Raw genomic sequence first — 26,373 nt, 5'->3', positions numbered from 1 at the left:
AGCATCAAGGGGTCTGTGCCATCCGTTGGGCGAGTTTCAGAGCTTCGATCAGGCTGGTGGGGTTGGCGATGTTCTTTCCCGCGATATCCAGTGCAGTGCCGTGGTCAGGTGAGGTGCGTATGAAGGGCAGACCCAGCGTCACATTGACACCGCGGTCAAAATCCAGCGTTTTGATCGGGATCAGGGCCTGATCGTGATACATCGCAATCGCCGCGTCATAGCGGGTGCGGGCGGCGCTGTGGAACATGGTGTCCGCAGGCAGCGGGCCGGTAACCGTGTAGTGGTCGCTGGTCAGGTCCGACAGCAGCGGCGCGATCCAATCCAGCTCCTCGGTGCCCATTTTGCCTCCCTCGCCGGCATGGGGGTTCAAACCGGCGACGGCAAGTCGCGGGTGAGGGATGCCGAAATACTGCCGCAGGCCTTCAGCGGTGATCGCGATAGTTTCGCGCAACACCCCTGGGGTGAGTTCCTGAGGAACGCGTGACAACGGAATGTGGATGGTCGCAGGAACCACGCGCAGCTGATCGCTGGCGAGCATCATCACCACGCGGTTACGCCCGGCCAGCGCGGCGAGAAACTCGGTATGGCCGGGATAGGCGAACCCGGCCCCGTCGATGAGCGCCTTTTTATGGATCGGGGCGGTGCACAGCGCCGAAGCTTTGCCGGATTGCACCAAAGCAACCCCCTGTTCGATGGCATCAATGACCGACGGTGCGTTTGCTGGATCGGGATCGCCGGGTCTGTTCGCGGACGGGAACTCTAGTTGCAGCACTGGCAAGGCGGTTGAACTGACTCGTGACGCTTGCGACGGGTCTTCGATCACTTGCGTGGGCGTTTCATCCGGCAGGTGAGCGGCATCGCCGATATAGACAAACGGGCAGGCGTCACGCAGGTGATTCCACGCTTTGGCTGCGACTTCCGGGCCGATTCCAGCCGGATCACCGCAGCTAAGCGCGATAGGAGCCGTCATTGCTCGGTAATGGTTGCGTCGGCCCGTAGCTGTTCCAGCAGGCTGTCGGCAAAGGCTTGCAGGCGCTGCTGGGTCAGGGCATTGGCCACATCTTCGCGTGACGTGTCTTCACCCAGGTCGCGAGTTCGGTTGCACAGCATCAGGAACATCAGCGTTTGGCCATTGTTGCGGGTTAGCGTTGTCGACACTTCGTTTCGGTCAAGTTTGGCCAGTTCGACGGCCACATCGCGCGGAATCTCGGACGGGGCTGCGTCGATGCGATCCAGAACCTCGCGCGGCTGATCCTTCGCGATGCCATAGAGGTCATCGCAAGTGTCGATCTCTTCTTTCAAACGCGCAGCAGTTGCCAGCGTGTCGGCGCTGCGGCCGCCGGGCAGGTAGTAAATGGCGTAGTCGATCTTGGAGTATCTGGGTGCGCCTGTTGCAACTTCGCGTAGACCACGTAGCTGAAACAGAGCGACGGCATTTGGCAGAGAGATCGGATCAGTGACCTCGCCATTCTGCAGGCCCAGAATCACCGGTTGCAGAGCAGGTGGCAGGTTGGAGATATTGAGCCAATCCAGGCGTCCGCCATTGTCGCGGGTGGACGCTGCGGAATATTGCGCGGCTGCGGCAGAAAACGCATCAAACCCCTGTAATTGGGCAATTTCTTCTGCCAAAAGCTCGGTCTGGGCCAAAGTCTGGGGGTTTACGGGAATAATGATCTCGGACAACAAAACTTGCAGCCCGCCACCACCTGCCTGTCCCAAAGCGCGGTTGATTTCGTCTTGCGTCGGGCGGGCCTGAGACAGGTAGCGAGAACTGATGTAGTCGCGCCAGGACAATTGATCTGCCACGAAGTCCCGAACGGTTTCAGGTGCAACGCCGGCCTCGCCGAGCAGTTGCAGGAATTGTTCTGTCGTCAATTGTCCGCGCGCTGCAAATTCATCGATTCCCAATTGCACATCTTCGGGGGCAACCTGAATTCCAGCCTCGTTCATCGCTTGTTTACGCAACCTGTCATCGATCAAAGCCTGTCGGACTTCCTCATCCGAGCCGCCGGGAATGCCCAGCACAGTCAGAAACTGAAGCCTTTGGTCCAATTCGTACCACGTGACGATGTCCTGATTGACGCGTATCGCAGGTGAGAACAAACCTTGGGCACTGACATGCGGCGCAACGAAGCTAAGCGACGCGGCGATCAAAGCCGGAGCAACCGGTTTAAGCCAACCGGAACGAAGAAACCTGAAGAAACCTGATATCAACTGCATTTTCTCTTGTATGTTTGGCCACCACCTTCGAGGGCGTAACCTGTCAGCGACAGGGTAAAGCCGAATTCGGTCGAAGGCTCAATAGTTGATGTTGAAGTAAAGCGTCGCGTTACGGACATGTTAACCTGAACGCATTCGTTCTGGTAGGTCACACCGAGCCCAAGGCGGATGGGTTCGGATTCTGCGAAATCATAGCGAGCTTCGGCTTCTGTTAGCCAGTTTTGATCGATTGGGTACCGCCCAAGCAGCCAAATCTCAGAGATCTCATCGGTTGCATTTTCAGCGGGGTCTGTTTCTTGCCAGATGTAACTGCCTGACACGCCGGCACCATCTTTCTCCCAAGCGCCGCGAACCTCGGCTTTGACAAAACTCAGATCGCTATCCAACAAGCCGCGCCCGGCAAGTGACCAGCCATTGGCAGTGCGGATCTGGCCCGCCAACAACAGGTCTGAGGATGTGCCTTGTAATCCGGACGTCAGATTGAAATTCGGATCGGCATCCGCCCGGAACACCTGACCAACCGTAGCCAGCGCCTGCCAGCCATTTGCAGCATACCGGGCCCAATTGAGGCCCACGACCGCTGTCGCACCATCTTCTCGTTGGTCTTCTGCGGGGAACCGTGACAGCGATAGTAGGTTGCCCTGATCGAAGTCTTGAAAGGTGCTTTCGTCATTGGGGACGTCGGTGTCAGAAACATCTGTCCAGCCAAATTGCGCAATCGGTTCAAGGAATTGGGTCGCGCCGGATTTCTCACGCCGGGTCATCGGATAGCGCAGGGTGAGGGCCGCGCGCGGGGTCGAACGGGTGACTTCCGTGGGAAAGTTGCTGTCGTGGCGAATGTTGAACGTGTCAATCGACGCCCCAAGCTGGGCATCTGCCCGCAGGCCCGAGGCAAAGGTCCAGCTGCGCAACCACTCTGCATCAAACGTTGCCCGGGCTATGTCCCGCCCGACGACATCTTCGTCGCTGGTGCGTTCATGGGCATGACCGATAAAGCTGAGCCGGACTTCGCCCCCAAGTGTGCTTGGAAAAAAGCGTTTCTGGTAGTTCAGATCAAACACGCGCGACGGAATCTCGTCCTGATTTTCGCTGTCGCGCAGGGTTTTGTAGTGAATGAGACTGGTTCTGAACGCTGTGTCGCGTTTGATCCGTTCTAACGCAATTTCGCTGCGCAGGCGATCCAGATCCGGCAGGCCGTAATCGGCAAGATATGCATCGTCCGACGCGGTTTGAAGATTGAAGGTAAAACGGTAGTCGTTCTTCAGGGTGAACCAGCCGTTGGCAAACAGATAGCCGCGGTCCTGATCCTGCTGCACATCATCTCGTGTATAGGCGCCTTCGATCTGGATGCGGCCGTTCACAAACGCCTGACGGTATCGATAGCCCAGTGTTGTGGTTTTGGGCGAGAGGTAGGGCGTCAGCGTCAGGTCTTTGTGATCACCCAGCTTGAAGAAATACGGGACCTGCACCCCTGTGCCCAATTGCGAGGTTGTCCGGATCGACGGGACCAGAAAGCCTGTCGCGCGGTCCAGGGTCGGATCAGGCAGGCGCAGGTAAGGGAAATAGAATACCGGATAGTCCAGCACCCTAAGCTGCGCGCCTTCGAAATAGAGTTGTCGTTCCAGCTGATCATGCGTGACCTTGCGGGCCCGAATTTGCCACAGCGGCGGCTTCCCATTGTCGCAGACATGACATGAGGTGGCCGAGACCTTACTGAATTGCGTATAGCGGCCCGATGCCCTTTGGGCTTGCACCGACGCAATTTGAACTTGCTGGTCAAACACCATCCGCGCGCCGATCAGCAGGCCGTTTTGAATGCCGCTGTCTAGCTGGGCGGAATCGGCAAGAACCGTGGACCGACCACCCTGATCGATGCGAATGGGGCCTTCCAGTGTCAGCTCGCCGGTTTCCCGGTTGTAGACAACGCGCCTCGCAGACAATTTGATGTCGCCCTGGAACGCCTCGACATTGCCCTCGGCCACAAGGGCGCGATCTGAGGTGATGAACACCTTATCGGCGACCAGAAGGGCGGGTTCTTGCTGTTCCTGCGATCCTTGCGCCTGCAGCGTTGTCGTTTGCGCAACAAGGCCATCGGGAACCGACAAGGCAATTGCGCTTGTCAGCAGCAGAGCAACAATGTGCCGCATCAGCCATCCTCCGCATGTAAGAGCAAGCCGAGAGCCAGTAAGATTGCGGCAAAGGGCGGCGCCCAGGCAGCGACATAGATGGGCAATTGTCCGTTTTCCCCGAGAATTTGCGCAAAATTGCGGATGAAATAGATACCAAAGCCCAACAGAACGGCCGTCAGCACGGCAATTCCCGTACCACCGAAACGGACATGGCGCATGGTGAAGGCTGCTCCGATCAAGACCATTGCGACCAGGAAGAAGGGGCGGGCCAGTTGGGCCTGGAGCCAGACTTCGTATTGTTTGGTCGAAAACCCGGCCTCGCGCAGATCCGATATCAGCTGTGGGAGGTCATAGACCGAGACCGAGTCTTGTTGCCCAAGAGTATCCAGAATGCGTTCGCGCGTCAGTGATGTTGGCAGCTCTAACCGGTCATGCGCCACCGAGTTGAATTCTGGGTTCTGCCCATCCTGCAGCGTCCAGATTTTCGCTTGCGACAACACCCATTTTCCATCCTGCAGCTCGGCTCGGTCAGCGATGATTTGTTGAGTTGGTTTGCCATCGGGGGCAAAAGTAATGATGGTCACGTCATTCAGACCCAGCGTATCTCCATTCGAGGTGCCACGGGCGTGAATCACAGCCTGACCGTTTTCAGCACTTTGCCGCAGCCAAAGACCCTCGCTGCTGATCGACAGCGCAGAACTGCCATTGTTGCGATAGGAATCGGACAGGCGCTGAAATTCTTCAGAAGTGGCCGCTGCGATCGGGTTCAGCAACGCCACGGCAAGCGCACCGATAGTCAGCGCCAGCAGGACAGGGGCCACCAGCGCACGGATGCCGGACCGGCCCGTGGCGCGGGTCACCACCAGTTCGGATGTACGCGCCAGCCCAACAAACAGTGCAATTGTGGACAAAATGACCAGCAAGGGCAGCATTTCGCTGATTGCGGCCGGTGTGTTCAGCAGGGTCAAGTGCAGTAAACGTCCAAAGGACAAATCAACATCGTTAAAGCGGCGCACCTGTTCGATCAGGTCGATCAGAATCATCAGGGTCAGGAAAATGGCTCCTATGACCAGAAAACTCTGCAGAAATCTACGGGCGAAGTAACGATCGAGGATCACGGGCGTGCCCTCGTTAAGCTTGTGAAGTGGGGGTTCAGGCCGGAATCGACCACGCATTTAATAATGCGCGACGGCCTATGCCTGCCGTTTGGTGCCACTTCATTCTCCCCCGAGCCCGCCGGTTATTTTTTCGGGACCTTAATGCAATTGCGAGACGGGGAAAACTGCTATCTGGTCAAGTTGGGCAGCGCAGGCTAGGTCTTGGGGAACAGATTTTGAGGAGTTTGCAATGAGCAGTCTTGTACCGATCCATTTTCAGGCCTTCGACGTAGACGCAATGGCGCAGGCCGAAGGGCGCGTCGTGATCATTATTCCGTCGGACGGTAAAATGAGCCCGGCTGCGCGCCGCGCGAACCGGTTGACCAAAGGCGCTGTTGCACGGCTGGTGGAAAGTGAGAAATTTGGGAAGTCCAAATCAGGCGACGTGATCTCTCTGGCTTGGCCCGCGGGTATGGCGGCTGAGGCATTGGACGTTCTGGTTCTCCCGCGCCGCCCCGAACATGACGAAGCGCGTACAGCCGGTGCCGCCGTGGCCAAACTGGCGGGCAGCAAAGATGTATTGGTGATGGCGGGAAATCAGGTGCATGTCGAACATCTTGCGATGGGGATTGCCCTGCGCAGCTACGACTTTGACGCGCATAAAACCAAGGAAAGCGACGGTGCCGGGGCGGTGTTCATTGGCCACTCGAAACACGAAGAAGCCGAAGCAGCGTTCGCACCTCTATACGCAATCGCGGATGGTGTACGGATGACGCGGGATCTGACCAACGAGCCTGCGAATGTTCTGACCACCACCGAGTTTGCGGATCGCCTGGCCGAGATGAAAGATCTGGGCCTTGAGGTCGAAGTTCTGGAAGAAGATAAATTGGCAGAGCTTGGCATGCGCACGCTGTTATGCGTCGGGCAGGGCTCGGATAGCCCGTCAAAAGTCGTTGTCATGCACTGGAAAGGCGGAGACAAGGGCGACGCCCCGCTCGCGTTGGTCGGCAAGGGTGTCGTGTTCGATACCGGTGGCATCTCGCTGAAGCCTGCAGGCGGCATGGAAGACATGACCATGGATATGGGCGGTGCGGGTGTGGTGGCCGGCACTATGCGGGCCCTGGCCAAGCGCAAGGCCAAAGCCAACGTGGTCGGGCTGGTCGGGCTGGTGGAAAACATGCCCTCAGGTAACGCAACACGTCCCGGTGATGTGGTGACGTCAATGAAGGGTGATACGGTCGAGGTTATTAATACCGACGCCGAAGGCCGTTTGGTTCTGTGTGATGTCATGTGGTACGCGCAGGAGCGGTTCGAACCGGTTGGCATGATCGATCTGGCAACACTGACCGGCGCGGTGATCATCGGTCTGGGGCACGAGAATGCCGGTGTGTTTTCGAACAACGATACGTTCTGTGATGCGTTCCTGAAATCCGCCAAGGCAGAAGATGAAGGGGCGTGGCGGATGCCGCTGGGCGCCGGGTATGACAAGCTGTTAAAGTCGCGCATTGCCGACATGAAGAATGTGGGTGGCCGACCGGCGGGATCGATCACGGCTGCGCAGTTCCTCCAACGCTTTGTCAAAGAAGAAACGCCTTGGATTCATCTGGACATTGCGGGTGTCGCCTCGGTCACCACAGAGACGTCTTACGCGCCGAAAGGGGCGACCGGCTGGGGCGTGCGCGCGCTAAGCCGCTTCGTGCAGGACAATTTCGAGACTGCTGAAGAATAATCTGATGGGGGCCGTCTATTTCTATCACCTGACCCGCCAGCCGTTAGAGAGGACCTTGCCAGCCCTGTTGGACAAGGCGCGGCAGGCCGGGTGGCGGATTGCCGTGCGGGGCACCGACCCTGCACGGTTGGATTGGCTGGATGAAAAACTGTGGCTGGGACCCGAAGAGGGATTTCTGCCGCATGGCCGTGCCGGTGGGCCACATGACCAGGCACAACCCATATTGCTGACGACTGAGGCCGATGCCGCCAATGATCCGGCCTGTCTCATGGCGGTCGACGGCGCAGTGGTTGATCCCAGCGAGGTTGGGACGCTTGAGCGGGTTTGTATCCTGTTCGACGGCAATGATGACCAGGCTGTTCAGCAGGCGCGGGGTCAGTGGAAAGATCTGACCGATGCGGGATGTTCTGCGCAATACTGGTCCGAGGAATCGGGGCGGTGGGAAAAGAAGGCCGAGGCATAGCGCTTTGTCTTCGAACGTATTTTCAGGAGAGTGACGGATGGAAATGAAGCCCTTGGGCCGCACCGGAATCATGGTGTCGGATCTGTGCCTTGGAACCATGACGTTTGGCACCCAAACGTCCCAGGCAGACGCGCATCAACAGATGGACATGGCGCTTGAGGCCGGGATCAACTTTGTCGATGCGGCCGAAATGTATCCGGTGAACCCGATCTCGAAAGAAACCGTTGGGCGCACCGAAGAAATCCTTGGCAATTGGAACGCCGCCAATTCGGCGCGCCGGGACAGCTATGTTCTGGCCACCAAACACTCGGGGGCGGGGTTCTCGCATGCCCGGGACGGGGCGCCGATCTCGGGTCAGACGATCCCCGAGGCGATTGAAGGGTCTCTGCGGCGACTGAAGACAGATTGCATCGATTTGTATCAGTTTCACTGGCCCAATCGCGGCAGCTATATGTTTCGACAGAACTGGAGCTATGCGCCAACCGGCCACAATACCGACGAAGTTGTTGACAACATGCAGGAGTGTCTTGAGGCGTTGCAGGCAGAGGTAGATAGGGGAACTATTCGCGCCTTTGGTCTGTCGAACGAAAGCGCCTGGGGCACGGCGCGATGGCTGCGACTGGCAGAGGAAACCGGCGGGCCGCGTGTGGCATCGGTTCAGAATGAATACTCGCTTCTGTGCCGTCTCTATGACACGGATATGGCTGAACTCAGCATGCACGAGGATGTGGGATTGTTGGCGTTTTCCCCGCTCGCCGCCGGGTTTCTGACGGGCAAGTATCAGGACGGAGCGGTGCCCGAAGGCTCTCGAATGTCGCTGGTTCCCGAGATGGGCGGGCGCAAATACGAACGCGTCTTCGGTGCGGTCGCGGCTTATCTTGAAATTGCCGTGCGACATGGTCTGGACCCGACGCATATGGCGCTGGCTTGGTGCCGATCACGCCCCTTCATGATGTCCGCGATTTTTGGGGCCACGACGGTGAGCCAGTTGGAGCACATTCTGGCTGGGGCTGATCTGGACTTGTCAAAAGACGTTCTGGCCGAGATCAGTGCCGCCCATAAGGCGCACCCGATGCCCTATTGAGGGAAGGGGGCTCTGCCCCCATCACCTGCGGTGACTCCCTCGGGATATTTTTCGGCCAGATGAACGGACCCAGTCAGTGATGGGTGGGTTGCGTGTGTTTTTGCCGCAAGTCCCGGGCCGACTGACCGTGCGCTGTGCGAAATGCGCGGGCAAAGCTGGATTGCGATACAAAGCCGGTGGCCATGGCGACATCCATCAGAGGCATATTCGTATCGGTGACCAGACGACGCGCTTCGGCCAGACGAAGTTGCAGATAGTGATCCTGTGGGGTCGTGTTCAGGCGCAGGCGGAATTGCTGTTGCAAGGTGCGGGGGCTGGTGCCCAGGTTTGAGGCGATATCGGACAGCGCCAGCGGATCGTCCAGAGAGGATTCCATCAGCGTGTTCGCGCGGGCGGTCAGCGCTGTATGGCGATGGGGCAGACCCGTGCGGCTTTGCGGTTTCGACGGTTCGGGCGCGCCTTCGTAGAGGAACAACCCCGAGACGCGGGCCGCGAAACCTGCGCCGTGCCGGGCCGCGATAACATGCAACATCATCTCGACGGCGGGAATGGCGCCGCCAGAGGTCAGGCGCCCTTCGGAGACAGTGAACCGGTCGGGGCGCATGTCGACTTCGGGGAAGCGGGCGGCGAAATTGTCCAGATCTTCCCAATGGGTTGTGGCGGGGTGACCGTCCAGAAGACCGGCTTCGGCCAGCAGCCAGGGGCCGCCGTCTATCCCGGCCATGGTGGCTCCGGTGGCCGCGATGCGCCGCAAGCCGGCCAGCAGGCTGGGCGTGGCGTGGCGCGCCAGTTGGAATCCCGCGACCACGATCATCAGATCACAGCTTTGCAACCGCGCCAGCGGAGTGCCCGGAACGCTGAGCGCGCTGGTCAACATCGCTGGTTCCGCCGTAGCGGTCACATAATCCCAGTCAAAGGCAGGCCGGTCCGCCAGTCGGTTGGCGGCGCGCATCGGATCGACCGCAGATGCGAAGCTGAGCGTGTTGCATTCATCCAGAACCAGCACCGCCGTTTTCAGGGCGCGATGTTCGGGCTGAAGTATGTTTTTTGCGGATTTCATCAAGTCTGATTCGCATATTGCCAAGTTGTTTGCCTAAGGCTGCGCCAGAGTTGGCACTGACGCAAATCGGAATCCGGGGAGAAGTCTGGGGAAAACCCATGACAAAACCGGGTATAACTTGGGGAAAACGCCATGCCTCTGGAAATGAACCGCGAAGTCTTCATCACCTGTGCCGTTACGGGCTCGGGCGGGACGCAGGACCGCAGCCCGCATGTGCCGCGCTCGCCGAAGCAAATCGCCGACAGTGCGATTGCTGCGGCCAAGGCTGGTGCCGCGGTGGTGCATTGCCATGTGCGCGATCCTGAAACCGGCGCGCCCTCGCGTGATTTGGCGCTGTATCGCGAAGTCACTGATCGCATTCGGGATGCCGAAGTGGACGCCGTCCTGAACCTGACAGCGGGCATGGGCGGAGATATGGTCTTTGGCGGTGTCGAAAGCCCGTTGCCACTGGCCGAGGCGGGAACCGATCTGGTTGGGGCGACCGAGCGCGTGGCGCATGTGGCCGAATGCCTGCCCGAGATTTGCACGTTGGACTGCGGCACGATGAATTTTGCCGAAGCCGACTATGTGATGACCAACACGCCGGGTGCCTTGCGCGCGATGGGGCAGATGATGACTGATCTGGGCGTGAAGCCCGAGATCGAAGCTTTTGATACGGGCCATCTGTGGTTTGCCAAACAGCTGGTGAAAGAGGGCATTCTGGAGCCAAACGCGCTGGTGCAGCTGTGCATGGGCGTGCCATGGGGCGCTCCGGATGATCTGAACACTTTCATGGCGATGGTGAACAACGTGCCTGAAGACTGGACCTTCAGTGCGTTTTCTTTGGGGCGCAATGAGATGGCTTACGTGGCGGCCTCGGTTCTGGCCGGTGGTAACGTGCGGGTTGGTCTGGAAGACAACCTGTGGCTGGAAAAAGGTGTGCTGGCCGAAAACTGGCAGCTTGTCGAACGGGCCGGAAACATCATTGAAAACATGGGCGCGCGGGTCATTGGGCCGCAAGAGGTGCGAGAGAAATTGGGTTTGACCAAGCGTGCGCCCAAAAACTGAGCGCCTGCGAGGTGCCGAATGGAAACGCTGACCGGCAACAGCGGTGGCGTAAGGATCTGAACATGCGTTTGATCTCAGCGACGATGCTTTTACTGTGCTTCGCGGTTCAGGCAAGTTGTCAGACCGACAATCAGCCGGGTGTCGGTACGTCTGATGCGTCGGACAAACGGGTATGCGAGGCCAAAGGCGGTACCTATGAAATCGCCGGCCGCGCGCGCAGCTATGTCTGCTACCTGCCGCTGCCGGACGCAGGCAAGACCTGCGAAAAGGCATCCGATTGTGCCGGGTTCTGCCTGTCAGACACAAAACAATGCAGCGCGGTCACGCCGCAATTCGGATGTATTTCGCATCTGGATGAAGCCGGGCGCCTGCAGACGATCTGTATCGATTAGAGGACAGTATGACAAATACAGCAGCAATCATTGGTGGTGGCGTGATCGGTGGCGGATGGGCCGCCCGTTTTCTGCTGAACGGCTGGGATGTGCGGGTGTTCGACCCTGATCCTGAGGCGGAGCGTAAGATCCTTGAGGTTCTGGACAACGCGCGCCGGTCTTTGCCGGGGCTCAGCGACGTGCCTTTGCCGCCCGAAGGGACGCTGACCTTTCATGATGACATGGCTGAGGCCGTGTCCGGCGCCAGTTGGATTCAAGAAAGCGTGCCGGAACGTCTGGATCTGAAGCTGAAGGTCTACAAGGGTTTGCAAGAGGCATGTGATCCAGATGCCATCATTGGGTCTTCAACCAGCGGGTTCAAACCGTCCGAGTTGCAGGACGGGGCGTTGCGGCCCGAACAGATTGTGGTCACGCATCCGTTCAACCCGGTTTACCTGTTGCCGTTGATCGAAGTGGTGCCGACAGAAGTAAACCCACCCGAGATGATCCAACGGGCAAAAGACCTGTTGACCTCGGTCGGGTTCTTCCCGCTACACGTGAAGAAGGAAATCGATGCACATATTGCCGACCGGTTCCTCGAGGCTGTCTGGCGTGAGGCCTTGTGGTTGGTCAAAGACGGTGTCGCCACGACCGAAGAGATCGACGAGGCCATCCGCATGGGGTTTGGCATCCGCTGGGCGCAGATGGGCCTTTTCGAGACCTACCGCGTGGCCGGGGGCGAGGCCGGGATGCGGCATTTCATGGCGCAGTTTGGCCCGGCGTTGCAATGGCCCTGGACCAAGCTGATGGATGTGCCCGAGTTCACCGACGATCTGGTCGATATGATCGCCGATCAATCCGATGCGCAATCGGGGATGCATTCGATCCGCGAGCTGGAACGTATCAGGGACAACAATCTTGTCGGCATGATGCGCGCGCTCAAGGCGCAGAACTGGGGCGCGGGCGCGGTGCTGAACCAGCATGACCTGACGCTGAAACCCGGGGTGTTGCCGACGCTGGAGCAAGCTGACCTGAGCCAGCCAATCCTGACGCTGGCGCGCGCCGTGCCACTGGACTGGACGGATTACAACGGCCACATGAATGAGGCGCGGTATCTTGAAGCGTTTGCCGCGGCGACAGACCGGTTCATGGAGATATTGGGCTGTGACGCCGACTATATTGCCTCGGGCGGCAGCTATTTCACTGCGGAAAACCATATCCGCTATGTTGATGAGGTCCGGGCGGGCGCGAAGATCGAGGTGCGGACCCAGATGCTGCTGGGGGCCGGTAAGAAGCTGCACGTGTTCCACAGCATGTTTGAAGGTGACAAACTGCTGGCGACCGGTGAAAGCTTCCTGTTGCATGTCAGCTTGGAAACCCGCCGCCCCAGCGCGCCATCGGCAGAGATCGAGGCCGCAATGGCCCGGGTTGCCAAGGCACAAGCTGGATTGCCGTATCCCGAAGGGGCCGGGGCTGCGATCCGGAAACCCGCATGAGCGGACGTGTACTGATCACCGCAGGCGCCTCGGGTGTTGGGCGGGCGATGGCCGAGGCTTTTGATGCGGCTGGATGGCAGGTCTGGGTGGCGGATGTGGATCCACAAAGGCTCGCCGATTGCCCCTCTGACTGGATGACGGCAGAGGTTGATGTGTCGGATGAATCCGCAGTTGCCGGAATGTTTGAAGCGATTGACGCCAAATGGGGCGGGTTGGATGCGCTATGCGCAAACGCCGGTATAGCGGGGCCGACGGCGTTGGTTGAGGATGTGAGCTTAACAGATTGGAAAAATTGCCTTTCTGTCAATCTTGAAGGCGCATTCTTATGCGCGAAGCACGCCACCCCGATGTTGAAGCGACAGGGCCGTGGCGCTGTGTTGATCACGGCGTCGACCGCAGGCCAGTACGGATATCCCAATCGCGCGCCTTATGCAGCAGCGAAATGGGGCATGGTGGGGCTGGGAAAAACCTTGGCAATGGAGCTTGGGCCGCACGGTGTGCGATGCAACGTGATCTGCCCGGGCTCGGTCGAAGGCCCCCGCATGGAAGGTGTTTTGCAGCGTGAAGCCGCCGCCAAGGGCATGACCCGGGATCAGGTATATGCGGGGTATGCCTCGGGTACGTCGATGGGCCGGTTTGTCGAGGCACAGGACATTGCCAATATGGCCGTGTTCCTGGCCTCAGACGCGGCGCGGCTGGTGTCGGGCCAGGTGATCGCGGTGGATGGTCACACGGTCAATCCTGACCCGAAGCTCTAGGCGCCGTCAGCCTTGATTTGGGCCGCGAATCTGGCGGATTGACTGGCGGACAGCTTGCCAATCCTGTGCTTGCTGGCGGTTTCCGGCGGCCTCGCATTCGCGCATCTTTTGCGCAGCTTCCGCCTCGGCCCGGTCACCATGAGCGGTGTACAAGGCACGTGCGTATTGAGCGGTTTGGAGTGCGTCCATTCCTGATATCCTCCGTCTTTGGTTGGATCACCCGAAGGTTCGCGCCGGTTGACGATACCACAGGTTGAACGCTGCTGCATCACTTCGTCTTTGATGGGCCGGAAATCGCCTTCCGCAATGCGCGCAGATGGGCCAGAAAGTCGCGTGCTGTCAGGTCAGCCTCGCGTACAAGCGTGTCGAAATGACGGGTGAAAATCTCGATTCGGTCCCGGTCGCGGAAAGCCATGTAGTGGCTGCCAGCATAGAATACGCACAGCAACGGTCCGAAGATCGTGACCGGAGCGGAGTAAAGTCGTTTTGCATCAAATAGATAGATACGCATGCGTGGGTAAAGCTGCTCGCACAACGCCAGCAGATGGTCGATCTGTTCCAACCGGACATGAAGGGGCAAACCTTCATAATACCCGACAGCATGGGCAAAGCTGTGAATCTCATAGAGCGGCATCGCAATTTCATAGTCCGACTGCGCGCTGCGCATCCATTTAAGTCGGTCTTCAGACGCGCCGATGGCCTGGTCCGCAGTCCGACCCAGATGCGGCGCGTACTCCCATTCCAGCACAGCGCGGGTTTTTAGCATGTCGGGCAGGGTGGCTGGGACATAGCGGATTTTGTAACCCGCAGCCTCCTGATGCCATTCAAAGATGCGCTCATCGACCAGCGCACGGGGCGCTTCTGCCATGCTAAGCGAGCTTGCCAGCAGCTCCGCCGCACTTTCGGGTCGGTTCGACAGGCTCAGCAACCAATCAGCGGACACACCAAGGGCCGAGGCGCAACTGCCCACCACATGGGCATTGGGAAGGCGCGCACCTGCATCCGTCAGTAGTTGCGAGACGGTGGACCGGTCAACGCCGATACCACGCGCCAGCGCGCTTTGACTCATCTGTCGGTCCTCCATGGCCCGGGCCAAGCGGAGACGGAATTGAGTGGCGCGATCTCGTTTGTCGATTTTATCAGGCATGTGATGACAAATATCATGAATGATGAGTTTTGTTAATCATATTCAGAATTCCCCACATGAGGCGCGGTCTGTAACGCTTTTGCAGAACAATAAAAATGGGGTCTGGAATGGAAACGCGACAAAGATCTGTCGTGAAGGCAGTCGTTTGGAATGCGATGGGCCTGGCCGTCATGACGGGTGTTGGCCTGATCGCAACGGGCTCTGCCGCTGTGGGTGGCGCCGTCGCCTTGGTCAATACGGCCATCGGTCTGACGATGTATGTGGTCTACGAACGCATCTGGGCAGGGATTTCGTGGGGTCGCAATGGCTGAACCGACGCGGCCCGACTCCCCCGAATGGGGAACATTTGTTCTGATCGTTGCCTGCTATGCCGCGTGGCTGGTGGTGGTGTTTTTGCTTGCAAGCTGGTCGCTGTGGCTGGCCATTCCAGCGATGGGGCTTGTCGCGGCGCTGCATTCGTCGCTGACGCATGAGGCGTTGCACGGGCACCCGTTCCGCGCCACGTGGTTGAACGAAGCAATGATGGCATTTCCTTTGACACTGTTCATACCTTTCAATCGGTTTCGGGATTTGCATCTGGCACATCATCAGGATGCAAACCTGACAGATCCCTATGATGATCCCGAATCCAACTATTTGGACCCGCAGGTCTGGAGCGGTTTGTCCGGATTGCAAAAGCGGCTGTACACTGCCAACAACACATTGCTGGGCCGTGTGGTGCTAGGCCCGGCAATCGGGCAAGCAGCGTTCCTGCGGGACGAATGGCGCGGCGCTCTACGAGGAGATAAGGCTGTCTTGCTGGCCTGGGCGATGCATTTGCCTGGGGTGGCGGTTGTGCTTTGGATCGTGGCGCAGTCGGCCATGCCGGTCGGGGCCTTCATCGCCTCGGCCTATATCGGCTTGGGGCTGGTCAAAATCCGTACCTTCCTGGAACACCGTGCGCACGAAAAATCTCGGGCGCGAACGGTCATTGTCGAGGATCGCGGATTGCTGGCATTTCTGTTTTTGAACAATAACCTGCACGTTGTCCATCACATGAATCCGGCCGCGCCGTGGTATCGGTTGCCCGCACTTTATCGGTCTGGGAAAGAACGATATCTGGCCTGTAACGAGGCTTACGTATATCGGTCTTACGGCCAGATTTTCCGAGAGTATTTCTGGCATGCCAAAGATCCGGTGGCGCATCCGCTCTGGCCAAAGTCCTGATTAAGCGACACAAGGGACGCCATGAGTTTATGGATTCCCGTCGCGATCGCCGCGGCCACGTTTCAAACCGTGCGCTTCATGTTGCAGAAATCGCTAAGCAGCGTGAAGCTATCCGCTGCTGGTGCGACTTTCGCGCGGTTTGCCTATTCGATGCCGTTGGCGATTTTGGGTCTGATCATTGTGGTCTGGACTACCGGGGCAGAGCTGCCGCCGCTAACGGCCCGGTTCTGGATGTTTGTCGTTATCGGAGGCACAGCGCAGATCCTTGCGACAATCTGCGTGGTCGCCCTGTTCAAGCAGCGCAACTTTGCGGTCGGGATTACCTTCAAGAAGACCGAAGTGATCCAGACAGCCATTGTCGGGTTGGTTATCCTGGGAGACGGCATTTCCACCGGTGCGTTTCTGGCGATCCTGATGGGGCTTACGGCTGTTTTGTTGCTGTCCAAAACACCTGGTGGCGACGGTGCATGGTGGCGCCATCTGACCAATCGCGCCTCACAACTGGGTCTTGGGTCCGGCGTGTTGTTTGCGTTCTCAGCTGTCAGCTATCGCGGTGCCTCGCTTGAGCTCGGGGGGATCGAGGCATGGTTCCGCGCCCTGATCACACTGGCAACCGTTGTCACGTTTCAATTCCTGAGCATGTGGCTTTGGCTGATGTGGCGCGACCGGGCCGAATTGCGTGCGGTCTGGGACACCAGACGCACCGGCATCTTCGTCGGGCTGACCAGCCTGGGTGGATCATTCTGCTGGTTCTGGGCGTTCAGCTTGCAGAATGCAGCCTATGTCAAAGCGTTGGGGCAGGTGGAACTGATCCTAAGTCTGCTGGCTTCGACATTGTTCTTTAAGGAAACCATCACCCGGCGAGAGATCGCCGGGATTGCATTGTTGGGGCTGTCGATTTTGGTACTGGTCCTGGCCATCTAGGGTCAGTGGTTCGGTGCCTTAACCTGGTTTAACCCGTGCGACGTTCGTCAAAGCTTAGCGCGATGAAGCTGGGCAGGTGATCACCCATACCCACAACGTCAGGTCCGCGATCGTTCCGGCGGCCACGACCGCGCCCTTTAGGCTCGGGGTCCTTGCGGGGTTCAACTTTTTTATCGTCGTTCTTTTTCGGGGCCGGAGCTTTGGATTTCCGCTCGGGCTTTGGCGCCTCGGCTTTAGGCTCCTCGGCCTTGATCGGGTTGTCGAGGCGCGGAATGTCTTTCTGAATCAGCTTCTCAACAGCGGCCAACGCTTTTTCATCGCGAGAGGAGCAAATCGTGATCGCCTTGCCCTCGCGTCCCGCGCGACCGGTTCGGCCGATGCGGTGGACGTAATCCTCGGGGTGGCCGGGGACATCGAAATTGATCACATGGCTGACAGAGGGCACATCCAACCCTCGTGCGGCCACGTCCGAGGCAACCAGCAGGCGCAGGGTTCCATCGCGGAATCCGTCCAGCGTTTTCGTACGTTGGGACTGATCCAGATCACCATGGATGGCTGCGGCATCATATCCGTGTTTTTTCAGTGACTTGGCGCAGATGTCCACGTCGGTCTTGCGGTTGCAAAAGATGATCGCGTTGGTGCACTTTTCACCTTCGGCATCAATCAATGCGCGCAATACGTTGCGTTTCTGGCTGGCTTCGCGATCGCGGCGACCGCCTTTGAACATGACCACGCCTTGCTCGATCGTCTCGGAGGCGGTGGCCTGACGGGCAACCTCGACCCGCTTTGGTGCGGACAGGAATGTGTCGGTAATCCGCTCGATCTCCGACGCCATGGTGGCTGAGAAGAACAGGGTCTGCCGGGTGAATGGTGTCAGCGAGAAGATGCGCTCGATATCAGGAATGAAGCCCATGTCGAGCATCCGGTCGGCTTCGTCCACCACCATTATCTGAACGCCAGTCAGCAGCAGCTTGCCGCGTTCAAAATGATCCAGCAGACGGCCCGGAGTGGCGATCAGCACATCGACACCCCGGTCAATCAGTGCGTCTTGTTCCTTGAAACTGACACCGCCGATCAACAGCGCTTTTGTCAGCTTGAGATGTTTGGCGTAAGTATCGAAGTTCTCAGCCACTTGCGCAGCCAGTTCCCGTGTCGGGCACAGCACAAGCGAGCGCGGCATCCGCGCCCGTGCGCGACCGCGGGCCAACAGAGTTATCATTGGCAGCGTGAAACTTGCGGTCTTGCCGGTTCCCGTTTGGGCGATGCCTAAAACATCTCGCCCTTCAAGCGCGGCAGGGATCGCGCCTTCTTGAATTGGAGTTGGGGTTTCGTATCCAGCTTCCTCAATCGCTTTGAGGACCTTCGGGTTCAGGTTTAGTTCGTTAAACTTTGTCATGTATGTCCGGTTCATGCGGACACTTGACCTGGCCCGCGCGTCTGAAATGTGCCGGGCCCGGATGGCCATGCGCCTTGTGCGCTGTTTCGGCTTGAGCGCGGACATAACAAAAACGTGGGTCAGGGTCAAACAAAGACCTGTGGATCAGCGGGTTGTGGTGCCTGTCCCCGAATTTTTGCAACAATTCAGCTACTTCCGGGAAAGTGTTTCGCAACTTTTTCATCCAGACTCAGTGGCCGGTGCTTGATCATGCCATGCGCTTCCAGTCTGGCACGTACATCAGGGTCTGCGCCGCTCATTTCAGTGTAGAATGCGCGAAGGCCATCGGGCCCTTGTTCAGCCTCGATCCAGCTGAGCAATTCGTTCTTGTTCAACCCGCCTTGATCGCGCGGAACATTCGGGGACATACCCGGTTGATACGAACCGCGATCCATTCGAAACTTGTAGTGTGCAATCCAATGTTCCCAGTCCGACGCATGGCGGTGGCAGAGTTCGATTTGTGGTACTTCAAACTTACAAGGCAGCAGCTTCTTGTTCTGAAACAGGTTGTGGATACGAAAGTTTAGGTTCTCCATGCCGGATCGCACGAACAGCTTGCCCTGCACATGGCTTAAGAAGCCGCCCAGAACAAAAGCGCCGTAATTCGGATAGATTTCCTCGACGATGGCCTCTCGGTCAGCTGAGTTCGGGATATGTGCCTTGTACAAGTCTTCGCTGCCACCGATTGCTTCGATAGGTCGAACGCGCACGGCCGGTTTGTCGGCAGGAACTGAACTCAGAAGGTCTGTAATTGGCTCTTGCGACCAAAGGAATTCGTCAACATCGATGTGGGCCAGCCAATCCAGCTTGGTATAACGATAGGCGAATGTCGCATGAACGGTCTGGCGGATCTGGTGCTTTTCGGGGCGATTGCGCCGCCGTTCCTGCCAGAATGCGTCGTCACAGTTCCGAACCCGGATCTTAGGATGACAGGACAATGCCTCAAACGCGTCCGGGTTAGGTTCATCCATGTAGATGTACAAAAAATCCGCGCCCAGATCGAGGTGATGGGCGGCAAAACCAAGAATAGTGTCCGTTGGCCCCCGGACCATTGAAACGATCCCCCAGGTGATCATGCGCGGGCTTGCCGGGACAGGCGTGTGTCGCGCATCAGCTTTAACCTGCGAAAAACGCTGCCGGGGTCTTTGTTCAATTCGGTCATCAGGTGATCGACCAGCGGTGCGATGGTGGTATCCTGCAATGCTTTGGTCCAGATGGGCGCGATGAGATTGACGTCTAATCCGCCTTTTTCAAGGGAAAAAGATTTCATTTCGTAGGGCAGCGACGCCTCGCTTTTGCCGCGCATCCTGTGCGGCGTATCGGGGGCCACACCGGAAAATAACCGCTCGAATTCATAGAGCTTCATCATGCCGAATAGCATACACAGGGCCTGACCGACCTCACGCTGCGTCGATGTTTCCCCGTGGATGGCAAAGGTTTGAACCGACGAGACCAACCAGCGCAGATTTAACGCAGATATCAGGTGATCGGGGTGTTCGCCCCAAAGACGGCAGAAAAGCGCGGGGGCGTGGCGAGGGTATGAGCGTTTCCGCAGGTTTGACACCAGTTGCGCATTGAGAAAGGCAAGCTCGGAATTGCCGACAAATTCCGTGGCGATTTTTGCGCGCTTGCGGTTCCATGAGGTTCTTAGATCTGGTTCAGGCAGAACTGTGGCGCTTTCGGGCACGATCTGCTGGACCATCGAGGCAAGGTCTGCGTCCAATGGTGGCAGCGTTTCCAAACCAAACTCAAATGGGCTGCGCCGGTTTTCATAGCTGTCCAGCATGTCGGGCAGGCCGCCCGGGAAAGTCAGATCGTCTTCGCTCATGAGCGCAGAATTGCACAGCCAGACTCGACTGCGCAATCAGCCAGTTGCGTCACGTCATCATCTCTTTCGTCGCCGTCAGGGTAAGCTCGGGATAGTCGCGAACAACGCGGTCAATGTCCCATTGCAAACGAGTCAGATAGACGATGTCGCCATCATGGTCATGGGCGATATGTTGTTTGTTGGCGTTGACGAATTTCTCAACCTCGGCTTTGTCACCGCTGACCCAGCGGGCCGAGGTGAATTGCGAGACTTCGAAACGCACCGGCAGGCCGTATTCCATCTCGATCCGGCTGGCCAGAACCTCGAATTGCAGTGCGCCGACCACGCCGACGATAAAGCCTGAGCCAATCGATGGTTTGAACACCTTGGCGGCACCTTCTTCGGCGAACTGCATCAGGGCCTTCTCTAGGTGTTTGGCCTTCATCGGGTCACCCGGGCGCACGGTTTGCAGCAGTTCCGGCGCGAACGACGGAATGCCCTTGACCCGGATCGCCTCACCTTCGGTCAGCGTGTCGCCGATGCGCAACTGGCCGTGGTTGGGAATGCCGATGATGTCACCAGCCCAAGCCTCTTCCGCAAGCTCGCGATCCGAAGCGAGGAACAGCACCGGGTTCGAGATTGCCATCGGTTTTTTCGTGCGGACATGCGTCAACTTCATGCCGCGCTTGAAATGTCCCGAGGCCATGCGCACAAAGGCCACCCGGTCGCGGTGCTTGGGGTCCATATTGGCCTGTACTTTGAAGACAAAGCCTGCGACCTTCTTTTCCTCGGGCGAGATCTGCCGGGGTTCGGCGGACTGAATCTGCGGTTGCGGACCGTATGAGCCTATGCCTTCCATCAGCTCCTTAACCCCAAACGAGTTAATGGCCGAGCCGAACCAAATCGGAGTCATATGCCCCTCAAGCACTGCCTGGGGGTCCATGGCGGGCAGCAGCTCGCGTGCCATCTCAACTTCTTCCAGGAACTTTTCCAACAGGTGCTCGGGCACGTGTTCGGCCAGTTTCGGGTCGTCCAACCCGTTGATCTCGATGCTTTCGGCCACCTTGTTACGGTCGGCACGGTCCATCAGTTCCAGCCGGTCGCGCAGCATGTCATAGCAGCCGATGAAATCCCGACCTACACCAATCGGCCAGGCGGCGGGCGTGACGTCGATGGCCAGCATTTCCTGAATTTCGTCGATGATCTCGAACGTATCGCGGCTTTCGCGGTCCATCTTGTTACAGAAGGTCAGGATCGGCAGATCGCGCAGGCGGCAAACTTCAAACAGCTTCTGCGTCTGGCTTTCTACACCTTTCGCGCCGTCAATCACCATCACCGCCGCATCCACGGCGGTCAGCGTGCGATAGGTGTCTTCCGAAAAGTCCGAGTGTCCGGGTGTATCCACCAGATTGAACCGGAAGGTGTCATAGTCAAACGACATGGCCGAGGCCGAGACCGAGATCCCCCGATCCTTCTCCATCTGCATGAAGTCCGACCGTGTGCGGCGCGCCTCACCCTTGGCACGCACCTGGCCCGCCATCTGGATCGCACCCCCATATAGCAGGAACTTTTCAGTCAGGGTCGTCTTGCCCGCATCCGGATGCGAAATGATGGCGAATGTCCGACGCCGGGCGATCTCGGGCGGCAATACAGGTTGGTTCGTGGCGGTATCAAGCATGAGCGCGCGTATAGGCGGGGAAACCTGCCGAGGCAAGACAAAGGGGGTGTTCCGAATCGGATCGCCATGGCAAAAAGAACATATAGTGAACAAAAAGTGGAGTGGAGCAATGAATTTGAAAGAAATCGCGCAGGAACTTGTGGCCGGATGCCGAGAAAACCGGACAACCGAGAATCTGGGCAAGATCTATGCAGCAGATGCTGTTTCGGTCGAGGCTGTGGATGATCAGGGTATGGGGCGGGAAGCCCATGGCCTGGATGCGATCCGGGGCAAACATGCTTGGTGGGACAATGCCACCGAGGTCAGCGACTTCAGCGCCAGCGATCCAATGATACACGGCGATGACCGCTTTGCCGTGATTTTTAAAGTTCAGGGCAAATTCAAAGAAACCGGTGAGAGCTTTGATATGAACGAAGTCGCCATCTACCACGTCGCTGATGGCAAGATCGTGCGGGAGGAGTTCTTCTACTAAGCGTTGATCGTGCTTGAAAAATCCGTTTCTAGCCTTCCTTGCCGGACCGGTGCTAGATGTTTGGCAAGAATTGGTTGGGAGGGTTAGAATGGATCTTGGAATTCAAGGAAAACGCGCACTGGTATGCGCCAGCAGCAAAGGGCTCGGTCTGGGCTGTGCCGAGGCTCTGGCGGGTGCTGGCGTAAACTTGGTGATGAACGCGCGCGGGGCTGAGGCGCTGGAAACCGAGGCCGCGCGCATTCGTGCGGATCATGGTGTTTCGGTCGAAACCGTTGCCTGTGATGTGACCAGTCCTGAGGGACAGGCGCAGGTGATCGAAGCCGCGCAAGGGGTGGATATTCTGGTCACCAACGCCGGAGGGCCGCCCCCGGGCTTGTGGTCGGATTGGGATCGGGACGATTTCATCAAGGCGCTGGACGCCAACATGCTGACGCCGATTGCCTTCATGAAAGCCCTGTTGCCGGGCATGATAAACAAAGGCTGGGGCAGGGTGGTCAACATCACCTCGCAATCCGTGCGCGCGCCAATTGCGGTTCTGGGGCTGTCGAATGCCGCGCGGACAGGGCTGACCGGGTATGTGGCCGGAACAGCGCGGCAAGTTGCGTCGCATGGTGTGACGATCAACAATCTGTTGCCGGGAATTCACGCCACAGACCGGGCGAATTCGCTGGATGGCGGGGTTGCGGCGCAAAAGGGCATCTCGATGGATGAGGCGCGCGCCGAACGTGCCGCAACGATTCCCGCGCGCAGGTATGGGACACGGCAGGAGTTTGGCGCGACCTGTGCCTTCCTGTGTTCGCAGCACGCCGGTTTTGTCGTCGGGCAGAACATCCTGCTGGATGGCGGCGCAACCAATTTGACGATGTAACAATGGCACAGGGTTTTTCACTGAAGGATCAGTTGTTTAACGCCGAAAAGACTCGCTACCTTGCGGGTCTGTTCGCCGATGCCGACCCGTCCTTTGATGCAGGTGCGTTCGAGGCACGGGTCATGTCCCGGCTTCTAAAGCTGGAATTGAAGGAGCGTATGGCGTGGATCGCCGAGTGTTTGCAGTACGCCGTTCCCGGCGATTTGCCAGATGTCGCGCCCGTCATCCTTAATGCCCTGCCACCGCCGTTGGATCCCGACAAAACGGATGATGATTTTGGCGATTTCATCTTTGCGCCCCTGGGGGATTGGGTGGTTTCGGTGGGGTTGGATCATCCCGAACTGGCGTTGGATGTGATCGAAGAACTGACACAGCGATTTTCAATGGAGTGGGCCATTCGTCCGTTCCTCAACCGACATCCCGATCAGGTTATGGAACGCATGGATCGGTGGTGCGGGCATGACAGTTACCATGTGCGCCGTCTTGTCAGCGAAGGCACGCGGCCGCGTTTACCCTGGGGGCAGGCGATCGGGCTTGGCCTGAACGATCCGCTGCCATTGCTGGACCGGTTGCATGGGGACAAGACGCGCTATGTCACGCGGTCGGTCGCGAACCATCTAAACGATATCACCAAGAAAGACCCAGAACTTGTTCTGAACCAGTTACAAACCTGGCAGAAACAGGATCTGCAGCACCGGGATGAGTTGGACTGGATGACCGCGCATACGCTGCGGGGATTGGTGAAATCCGGGCACCCGCAGGCAATGAAAATGCTGGGCTATGACCCGGATGCTGAGGTTGCGGTGGACGTTCAGGTGCATGGCGCGCCCCGGATCGGTGACGCGCTTGAGTTCTCAGTCGATTTGACCGGAGCCTCGGGGCAGCCGGTGCTGGTTGACTATATCATTCACTTTCAACGCCCCGGCGGGAAAACAACTGCAAAGGTGCATAAGCTGAAGCAGGCGGTTTTGAAGGACGGGCAACTCTCGCTGACCAAGCGCCACAAGCTGAAGGCAGACGCCACCACATTCAAACTGGTGCCCGGTGCGCACAGGTTAGAGGTTCAGGTGAATGGCAAAGTTTGTGCGGGTGTAGATTTCGAACTGCTGGGGTAAGCGATGCCCGGGCCGCTCACGCTTTTGTCAAAACGTGTTTTGGCGGATTGCGCAGCACCTATACCTGCATTAGCTGAGAGACATTCGAGAACAGAGGAGCACCGCGATGAAGCATGAATCCGTACAGAACTATTATGGTGAAGTGCTGCAAGGCAGTGCTGATCTGCAAACCAATGCCTGCTGCACACCGGATGATATGCCGGATCACCTTAAGGGTATTCTGTCGCAAATTCATGATGATGTGCTGACCCGTTACTATGGCTGCGGGTTGATCGCGCCGCTTGATCTTGAAGGGATGCATATTCTTGATCTGGGATGCGGCGCAGGACGGGACGTTTACGCTCTGTCCGCGATGGTGGGCGAAAACGGTCGCGTTGTTGGCGTCGACATGACCCCCGAACAGCTGGACGTGGCGCGCGCGCATCAAGACTACCACGCGCAGACCTTTGGTCATGCGAGCAGCAACGTGGAATTCCATCACGGCTTTATCGAAAAGCTGGAAGAACTGGACCTTGCGCCCGGTTCCTTTGACATCATCGTGTCAAACTGCGTGATCAATCTGGCCACCGATAAAGAGGCTGTTCTGAGAGGAGCGCACCGCCTGCTAAAAGACGGTGGCGAGATGTATTTCTCGGATGTGTATGCCGATCGCCGCGTGCCAAAGGCGATGGCTGAAGATGAGGTACTGTATGGTGAGTGTCTATCCGGCGCACTGTATTGGAACGACTTCCTGTCTATGTCGCGTGCTGCTGGCTTTGGCGACCCACGCCGGGTGACGCATCGCCCGCTGACCATCGAAAACCCGGTGCTGGAACAGCGCGTGGCCCCTTTGAACTTCCTGTCAGCCACGTATCGTCTGTTCAAACTGCCCGAACTGGAACCAGCCTGTGAAGATTTTGGTCAAGCCGTCATCTACAAGGGCACGGTGCCGCACGCACCGCATGAGTTTGCGCTGGACGATCATCACATAATCGAGGCCGGCAAGGTCTTTCCGGTTTGCGGTAATACTTGGATGATGCTGAAAGACACCCGCTTTGCCCGGCATTTTGAGTTCATTGGGGATTTCTCGACCCATTATGGCATTTTCGAAGGCTGCGGCGGAGAAAGCCCGTTTGAAGCCAACGGCGAGGTTGCTTCCGGCGGCTGTTGCTGAGGTTGTCGGACCTAATAAGGCGCGATCTGGAAGCTTTCGGTAAACCTGTCGAACTAGGTTGGCAGGTTCTTTTGATATAGTGTACGCTTTGCGGACAAAACAGACTTTTGCGATTGGATAAGGCATGTCCGCTTTGCGCCTGGTCCTCAACCTTGGCGTCAGGATGTCTGAAAGCGCACTTGACCTACCCTGCGCTCATGTTTCCCAAGGAGGCTTTGCGCCAATCTCTGCGACCAGAAAGTCCATGAACACCCGCACTTTCGGGGACAGTACGTTCGACTTGGGATAGATCAGCCACAAGACACTGTCTTCACTGGCCTCAAAGTTTGGAAGAACCCGTATCAAACGGCCTGATTTCAGTTGGTCATGCACGCTCCATAGAGCGTTCAATGAAATACCTGCTCCAGCAAGCGTGGCGCGGACCTGGCTTTTACCGTCATCGATAATCAATTGAACCTTCGCAGATGCAGGATCGAAAATGGCGTTCTCGCCTTCCGGCCCTGTCAGTGGCCGCGGCTGGAGGTTTTGGAAAGCGATCAGACGGTGGCTTTTCAAATCGGCTGGTGTTTCGGGAACGCCGTGCTTGTCGAGGTAGTGTGGCGCAGCACAAAGAATACGCTGGTCATCAGCCAGTTTGCGGCCCTTCAGGCTGGTGTCGACGAGTGGCGCGTTCCTGAGTGCTAGATCATAGCTTCCTTCGATCAGGTCGAACTGCACATCCGACAGGCGCAGATCGAGCTTGAGATCGGGGTGCTGTTCAAGGAACTTAGGCAGGATTGGCGCGATGTAGAGCTGAGCAAAACTGCTTGGCGCGGCAAAACGCAATGTACCCTTGATCGTTGTCGTTTGTTTACCCAACGCAGCAAGTGCTGCCTCTTCCTGCGCAATGATCTCGCGGGCGAAGGGCAGGAAATCGGCTCCTTCAACCGACAGCGACACTTTGCGCGTCGTGCGGTGCAAAAGCTCGGAACCCAGGTTCTGCTCCAGCTTGGCAAGCCTTGCGCTGGAGACCGCTGGGACCATGCCCAGGTCACGCCCCGCAGCGCTGATGTTCAGCAATTCTGCCGCCTTTACAAACAATCGAAGCGCATCTGTGTCTAAGCCCATTATATTC

The 26,373-nt window shown here is 58.0% G+C and carries 26 protein-coding genes; 14 read left to right on the top strand and 12 right to left on the bottom strand.

Annotation, left to right across the window (positions count from 1 at the left end; translation table 11 throughout):
* Window positions 1–4 precede the first annotated feature (4 nt).
* From pdxA to lptG, 4 genes are read right to left on the bottom strand one after another with little or no spacing between them, the layout of a single operon-like run.
* Window positions 5–970: a 4-hydroxythreonine-4-phosphate dehydrogenase PdxA gene (gene pdxA, locus Q1B13_RS03210; protein ID WP_299075837.1), complete on the bottom strand. Its 966-nt coding sequence runs from the start codon at window positions 968–970 to the stop codon at window positions 5–7.
* The gene (locus Q1B13_RS03205) at window positions 967–2,220 is read right to left on the bottom strand and encodes a peptidylprolyl isomerase (protein WP_299075834.1); all 1,254 of its coding nucleotides are present in this window, start codon (window positions 2,218–2,220) and stop codon (window positions 967–969) included. Before Q1B13_RS03205 ends, pdxA begins: the two co-directional genes overlap by 4 nt.
* Complete coding sequence (locus Q1B13_RS03200) at window positions 2,211–4,367, bottom strand: LPS assembly protein LptD (RefSeq protein ID WP_299075831.1); 2,157 nt, start codon at window positions 4,365–4,367, stop codon at window positions 2,211–2,213. Before Q1B13_RS03200 ends, Q1B13_RS03205 begins: the two co-directional genes overlap by 10 nt.
* Window positions 4,367–5,467: an LPS export ABC transporter permease LptG gene (gene lptG, locus Q1B13_RS03195; RefSeq protein ID WP_299075828.1), complete on the bottom strand. Its 1,101-nt coding sequence runs from the start codon at window positions 5,465–5,467 to the stop codon at window positions 4,367–4,369. The genes Q1B13_RS03200 and lptG overlap by 1 nt, the downstream gene beginning before the upstream one ends.
* A gap of 229 nt (window positions 5,468–5,696) precedes the next feature.
* Between lptG and Q1B13_RS03190 the strand changes: the two genes are divergently transcribed.
* The 3 genes from Q1B13_RS03190 to Q1B13_RS03180 are packed head-to-tail and all read left to right on the top strand — an operon-like array spanning window position 5,697 to window position 8,722.
* Window positions 5,697–7,175, top strand: coding sequence for a leucyl aminopeptidase (locus Q1B13_RS03190; RefSeq protein WP_299075825.1), 1,479 nt, complete (start codon window positions 5,697–5,699; stop codon window positions 7,173–7,175).
* Between the two features lie 4 nt (window positions 7,176–7,179).
* Window positions 7,180–7,638: a DNA polymerase III subunit chi gene (locus Q1B13_RS03185; RefSeq protein ID WP_299075822.1), complete on the top strand. Its 459-nt coding sequence runs from the start codon at window positions 7,180–7,182 to the stop codon at window positions 7,636–7,638.
* A gap of 37 nt (window positions 7,639–7,675) precedes the next feature.
* Window positions 7,676–8,722, top strand: coding sequence for an aldo/keto reductase (locus Q1B13_RS03180; protein ID WP_299075819.1), 1,047 nt, complete (start codon window positions 7,676–7,678; stop codon window positions 8,720–8,722).
* A 73-nt stretch (window positions 8,723–8,795) separates the two neighbouring features.
* On the opposite strand, the gene Q1B13_RS03175 is transcribed toward Q1B13_RS03180, so the two are convergent.
* The gene (locus Q1B13_RS03175) at window positions 8,796–9,782 is read right to left on the bottom strand and encodes a GlxA family transcriptional regulator (protein ID WP_299075816.1); all 987 of its coding nucleotides are present in this window, start codon (window positions 9,780–9,782) and stop codon (window positions 8,796–8,798) included.
* A 132-nt stretch (window positions 9,783–9,914) separates the two neighbouring features.
* On the opposite strand from Q1B13_RS03175, the gene Q1B13_RS03170 reads away from it, so the two are divergent.
* From Q1B13_RS03170 to Q1B13_RS03155, 4 genes are all read left to right on the top strand, one after another.
* A complete protein-coding gene (locus tag Q1B13_RS03170) occupies window positions 9,915–10,829 on the top strand; it encodes a 3-keto-5-aminohexanoate cleavage protein (RefSeq protein ID WP_299075813.1) in 915 nt (304 codons plus the stop codon).
* A gap of 62 nt (window positions 10,830–10,891) precedes the next feature.
* Complete coding sequence (locus Q1B13_RS03165; RefSeq protein ID WP_299075810.1) at window positions 10,892–11,221, top strand: hypothetical protein; 330 nt, start codon at window positions 10,892–10,894, stop codon at window positions 11,219–11,221.
* A gap of 8 nt (window positions 11,222–11,229) precedes the next feature.
* Entirely contained in the window at window positions 11,230–12,696 is a 1,467-nt protein-coding gene (locus Q1B13_RS03160; protein ID WP_299075808.1) for a carnitine 3-dehydrogenase, read from the top strand.
* Window positions 12,693–13,454 carry an SDR family oxidoreductase gene (locus tag Q1B13_RS03155; RefSeq protein WP_299075805.1) on the top strand — a complete coding sequence of 254 codons (762 nt, stop codon included), beginning with the start codon at window positions 12,693–12,695 and terminating at the stop codon, window positions 13,452–13,454. Before Q1B13_RS03160 ends, Q1B13_RS03155 begins: the two co-directional genes overlap by 4 nt.
* Before the next feature lie 6 nt (window positions 13,455–13,460).
* Here the strand turns inward: Q1B13_RS03155 and Q1B13_RS03150 are convergent, their stop codons facing one another.
* Both Q1B13_RS03150 and Q1B13_RS03145 read right to left on the bottom strand, forming a co-directional pair.
* Window positions 13,461–13,643, bottom strand: coding sequence for a hypothetical protein (locus Q1B13_RS03150; RefSeq protein ID WP_299075802.1), 183 nt, complete (start codon window positions 13,641–13,643; stop codon window positions 13,461–13,463).
* A 79-nt stretch (window positions 13,644–13,722) separates the two neighbouring features.
* Entirely contained in the window at window positions 13,723–14,601 is an 879-nt protein-coding gene (locus Q1B13_RS03145; RefSeq protein WP_299075799.1) for a helix-turn-helix transcriptional regulator, read from the bottom strand.
* Window positions 14,602–14,708: 107 nt separating this feature from the next.
* On the opposite strand from Q1B13_RS03145, the gene Q1B13_RS03140 reads away from it, so the two are divergent.
* The 3 genes from Q1B13_RS03140 to Q1B13_RS03130 are packed head-to-tail and all read left to right on the top strand — an operon-like array spanning window position 14,709 to window position 16,731.
* The gene (locus tag Q1B13_RS03140; protein ID WP_298934816.1) at window positions 14,709–14,912 is read left to right on the top strand and encodes a DUF2061 domain-containing protein; all 204 of its coding nucleotides are present in this window, start codon (window positions 14,709–14,711) and stop codon (window positions 14,910–14,912) included.
* Window positions 14,905–15,807 carry a fatty acid desaturase gene (locus Q1B13_RS03135; RefSeq protein WP_299075796.1) on the top strand — a complete coding sequence of 301 codons (903 nt, stop codon included), beginning with the start codon at window positions 14,905–14,907 and terminating at the stop codon, window positions 15,805–15,807. Before Q1B13_RS03140 ends, Q1B13_RS03135 begins: the two co-directional genes overlap by 8 nt.
* 21 nt (window positions 15,808–15,828) lie before the next feature.
* Entirely contained in the window at window positions 15,829–16,731 is a 903-nt protein-coding gene (locus Q1B13_RS03130) for a DMT family transporter (RefSeq protein WP_299075793.1), read from the top strand.
* A gap of 28 nt (window positions 16,732–16,759) precedes the next feature.
* Here Q1B13_RS03130 and Q1B13_RS03125 read toward each other — a convergent pair whose 3' ends face one another.
* The 4 genes from Q1B13_RS03125 to Q1B13_RS03110 all read right to left on the bottom strand — a co-directional run bounded on the left by Q1B13_RS03125 (window position 16,760) and on the right by Q1B13_RS03110 (window position 21,651).
* On the bottom strand, window positions 16,760–18,127 hold the full coding sequence (locus Q1B13_RS03125; protein ID WP_298934819.1) for a DEAD/DEAH box helicase: 1,368 nt from the start codon (window positions 18,125–18,127) through the stop codon (window positions 16,760–16,762).
* A 185-nt stretch (window positions 18,128–18,312) separates the two neighbouring features.
* On the bottom strand, window positions 18,313–19,242 hold the full coding sequence (locus Q1B13_RS03120; protein ID WP_299075790.1) for a glycosyltransferase family 2 protein: 930 nt from the start codon (window positions 19,240–19,242) through the stop codon (window positions 18,313–18,315).
* A complete protein-coding gene (locus Q1B13_RS03115; protein WP_298934821.1) occupies window positions 19,239–19,994 on the bottom strand; it encodes a hypothetical protein in 756 nt (251 codons plus the stop codon). The genes Q1B13_RS03120 and Q1B13_RS03115 overlap by 4 nt, the downstream gene beginning before the upstream one ends.
* Window positions 19,995–20,043: 49 nt before the next feature.
* Window positions 20,044–21,651 (bottom strand): peptide chain release factor 3, encoded by a 1,608-nt coding sequence (locus tag Q1B13_RS03110; RefSeq protein WP_298934822.1) that lies wholly within the window; start codon window positions 21,649–21,651, stop codon window positions 20,044–20,046.
* A 109-nt stretch (window positions 21,652–21,760) separates the two neighbouring features.
* On the opposite strand from Q1B13_RS03110, the gene Q1B13_RS03105 reads away from it, so the two are divergent.
* The 4 genes from Q1B13_RS03105 to Q1B13_RS03090 all read left to right on the top strand — a co-directional run bounded on the left by Q1B13_RS03105 (window position 21,761) and on the right by Q1B13_RS03090 (window position 25,259).
* The gene (locus Q1B13_RS03105) at window positions 21,761–22,123 is read left to right on the top strand and encodes a nuclear transport factor 2 family protein (RefSeq protein ID WP_299075787.1); all 363 of its coding nucleotides are present in this window, start codon (window positions 21,761–21,763) and stop codon (window positions 22,121–22,123) included.
* An 88-nt stretch (window positions 22,124–22,211) separates the two neighbouring features.
* Window positions 22,212–22,991: an SDR family oxidoreductase gene (locus Q1B13_RS03100; protein ID WP_299075785.1), complete on the top strand. Its 780-nt coding sequence runs from the start codon at window positions 22,212–22,214 to the stop codon at window positions 22,989–22,991.
* 2 nt (window positions 22,992–22,993) lie between these two features.
* The gene (locus Q1B13_RS03095) at window positions 22,994–24,106 is read left to right on the top strand and encodes a hypothetical protein (protein WP_299075783.1); all 1,113 of its coding nucleotides are present in this window, start codon (window positions 22,994–22,996) and stop codon (window positions 24,104–24,106) included.
* A gap of 106 nt (window positions 24,107–24,212) precedes the next feature.
* On the top strand, window positions 24,213–25,259 hold the full coding sequence (locus tag Q1B13_RS03090) for a methyltransferase domain-containing protein (RefSeq protein WP_299075781.1): 1,047 nt from the start codon (window positions 24,213–24,215) through the stop codon (window positions 25,257–25,259).
* 195 nt (window positions 25,260–25,454) lie between these two features.
* Here Q1B13_RS03090 and Q1B13_RS03085 read toward each other — a convergent pair whose 3' ends face one another.
* Window positions 25,455–26,366, bottom strand: coding sequence for a LysR family transcriptional regulator (locus Q1B13_RS03085; RefSeq protein ID WP_299075778.1), 912 nt, complete (start codon window positions 26,364–26,366; stop codon window positions 25,455–25,457).
* Window positions 26,367–26,373: the final 7 nt, after the last annotated feature.

Origin of the sequence: uncultured Ruegeria sp., assembly GCF_947489545.1 — a bacterium.
GTDB lineage: Bacteria > Pseudomonadota > Alphaproteobacteria > Rhodobacterales > Rhodobacteraceae > Ruegeria.
The sequence above is the reverse complement of the archived record's forward strand: the minus strand, read 5'-3'. Positions and strand labels throughout refer to the sequence as shown.

Bases quoted from the DNA above. Each gene is read 5' to 3' on its own strand.
- pdxA (WP_299075837.1), bottom strand. From the start codon at position 970: ATGACGGCTCCTATCGCGCTTAGCTGCGGTGATCCGGCTGGAATCGGC.
- Q1B13_RS03130 (WP_299075793.1), top strand. From the start codon at position 15,829: ATGAGTTTATGGATTCCCGTCGCGATCGCCGCGGCCACGTTTCAAACC.
- Q1B13_RS03110 (WP_298934822.1), bottom strand. From the start codon at position 21,651: ATGCTTGATACCGCCACGAACCAACCTGTATTGCCGCCCGAGATCGCC.
- Q1B13_RS03200 (WP_299075831.1), bottom strand. From the start codon at position 4,367: ATGCGGCACATTGTTGCTCTGCTGCTGACAAGCGCAATTGCCTTGTCG.
- Q1B13_RS03085 (WP_299075778.1), bottom strand. From the start codon at position 26,366: ATGGGCTTAGACACAGATGCGCTTCGATTGTTTGTAAAGGCGGCAGAA.
- Q1B13_RS03155 (WP_299075805.1), top strand. From the start codon at position 12,693: ATGAGCGGACGTGTACTGATCACCGCAGGCGCCTCGGGTGTTGGGCGG.
- Q1B13_RS03145 (WP_299075799.1), bottom strand. From the start codon at position 14,601: ATGCCTGATAAAATCGACAAACGAGATCGCGCCACTCAATTCCGTCTC.
- Q1B13_RS03170 (WP_299075813.1), top strand. From the start codon at position 9,915: ATGCCTCTGGAAATGAACCGCGAAGTCTTCATCACCTGTGCCGTTACG.
- Q1B13_RS03165 (WP_299075810.1), top strand. From the start codon at position 10,892: ATGCGTTTGATCTCAGCGACGATGCTTTTACTGTGCTTCGCGGTTCAG.
- Q1B13_RS03205 (WP_299075834.1), bottom strand. From the start codon at position 2,220: ATGCAGTTGATATCAGGTTTCTTCAGGTTTCTTCGTTCCGGTTGGCTT.
- Q1B13_RS03100 (WP_299075785.1), top strand. From the start codon at position 22,212: ATGGATCTTGGAATTCAAGGAAAACGCGCACTGGTATGCGCCAGCAGC.
- Q1B13_RS03095 (WP_299075783.1), top strand. From the start codon at position 22,994: ATGGCACAGGGTTTTTCACTGAAGGATCAGTTGTTTAACGCCGAAAAG.
- Q1B13_RS03115 (WP_298934821.1), bottom strand. From the start codon at position 19,994: ATGAGCGAAGACGATCTGACTTTCCCGGGCGGCCTGCCCGACATGCTG.
- Q1B13_RS03180 (WP_299075819.1), top strand. From the start codon at position 7,676: ATGGAAATGAAGCCCTTGGGCCGCACCGGAATCATGGTGTCGGATCTG.
- Q1B13_RS03120 (WP_299075790.1), bottom strand. From the start codon at position 19,242: ATGATCACCTGGGGGATCGTTTCAATGGTCCGGGGGCCAACGGACACT.
- Q1B13_RS03150 (WP_299075802.1), bottom strand. From the start codon at position 13,643: ATGGACGCACTCCAAACCGCTCAATACGCACGTGCCTTGTACACCGCT.
- Q1B13_RS03105 (WP_299075787.1), top strand. From the start codon at position 21,761: ATGAATTTGAAAGAAATCGCGCAGGAACTTGTGGCCGGATGCCGAGAA.
- Q1B13_RS03135 (WP_299075796.1), top strand. From the start codon at position 14,905: ATGGCTGAACCGACGCGGCCCGACTCCCCCGAATGGGGAACATTTGTT.
- Q1B13_RS03160 (WP_299075808.1), top strand. From the start codon at position 11,230: ATGACAAATACAGCAGCAATCATTGGTGGTGGCGTGATCGGTGGCGGA.
- Q1B13_RS03125 (WP_298934819.1), bottom strand. From the start codon at position 18,127: ATGACAAAGTTTAACGAACTAAACCTGAACCCGAAGGTCCTCAAAGCG.
- Q1B13_RS03185 (WP_299075822.1), top strand. From the start codon at position 7,180: ATGGGGGCCGTCTATTTCTATCACCTGACCCGCCAGCCGTTAGAGAGG.
- Q1B13_RS03175 (WP_299075816.1), bottom strand. From the start codon at position 9,782: ATGAAATCCGCAAAAAACATACTTCAGCCCGAACATCGCGCCCTGAAA.
- Q1B13_RS03090 (WP_299075781.1), top strand. From the start codon at position 24,213: ATGAAGCATGAATCCGTACAGAACTATTATGGTGAAGTGCTGCAAGGC.
- Q1B13_RS03190 (WP_299075825.1), top strand. From the start codon at position 5,697: ATGAGCAGTCTTGTACCGATCCATTTTCAGGCCTTCGACGTAGACGCA.
- Q1B13_RS03140 (WP_298934816.1), top strand. From the start codon at position 14,709: ATGGAAACGCGACAAAGATCTGTCGTGAAGGCAGTCGTTTGGAATGCG.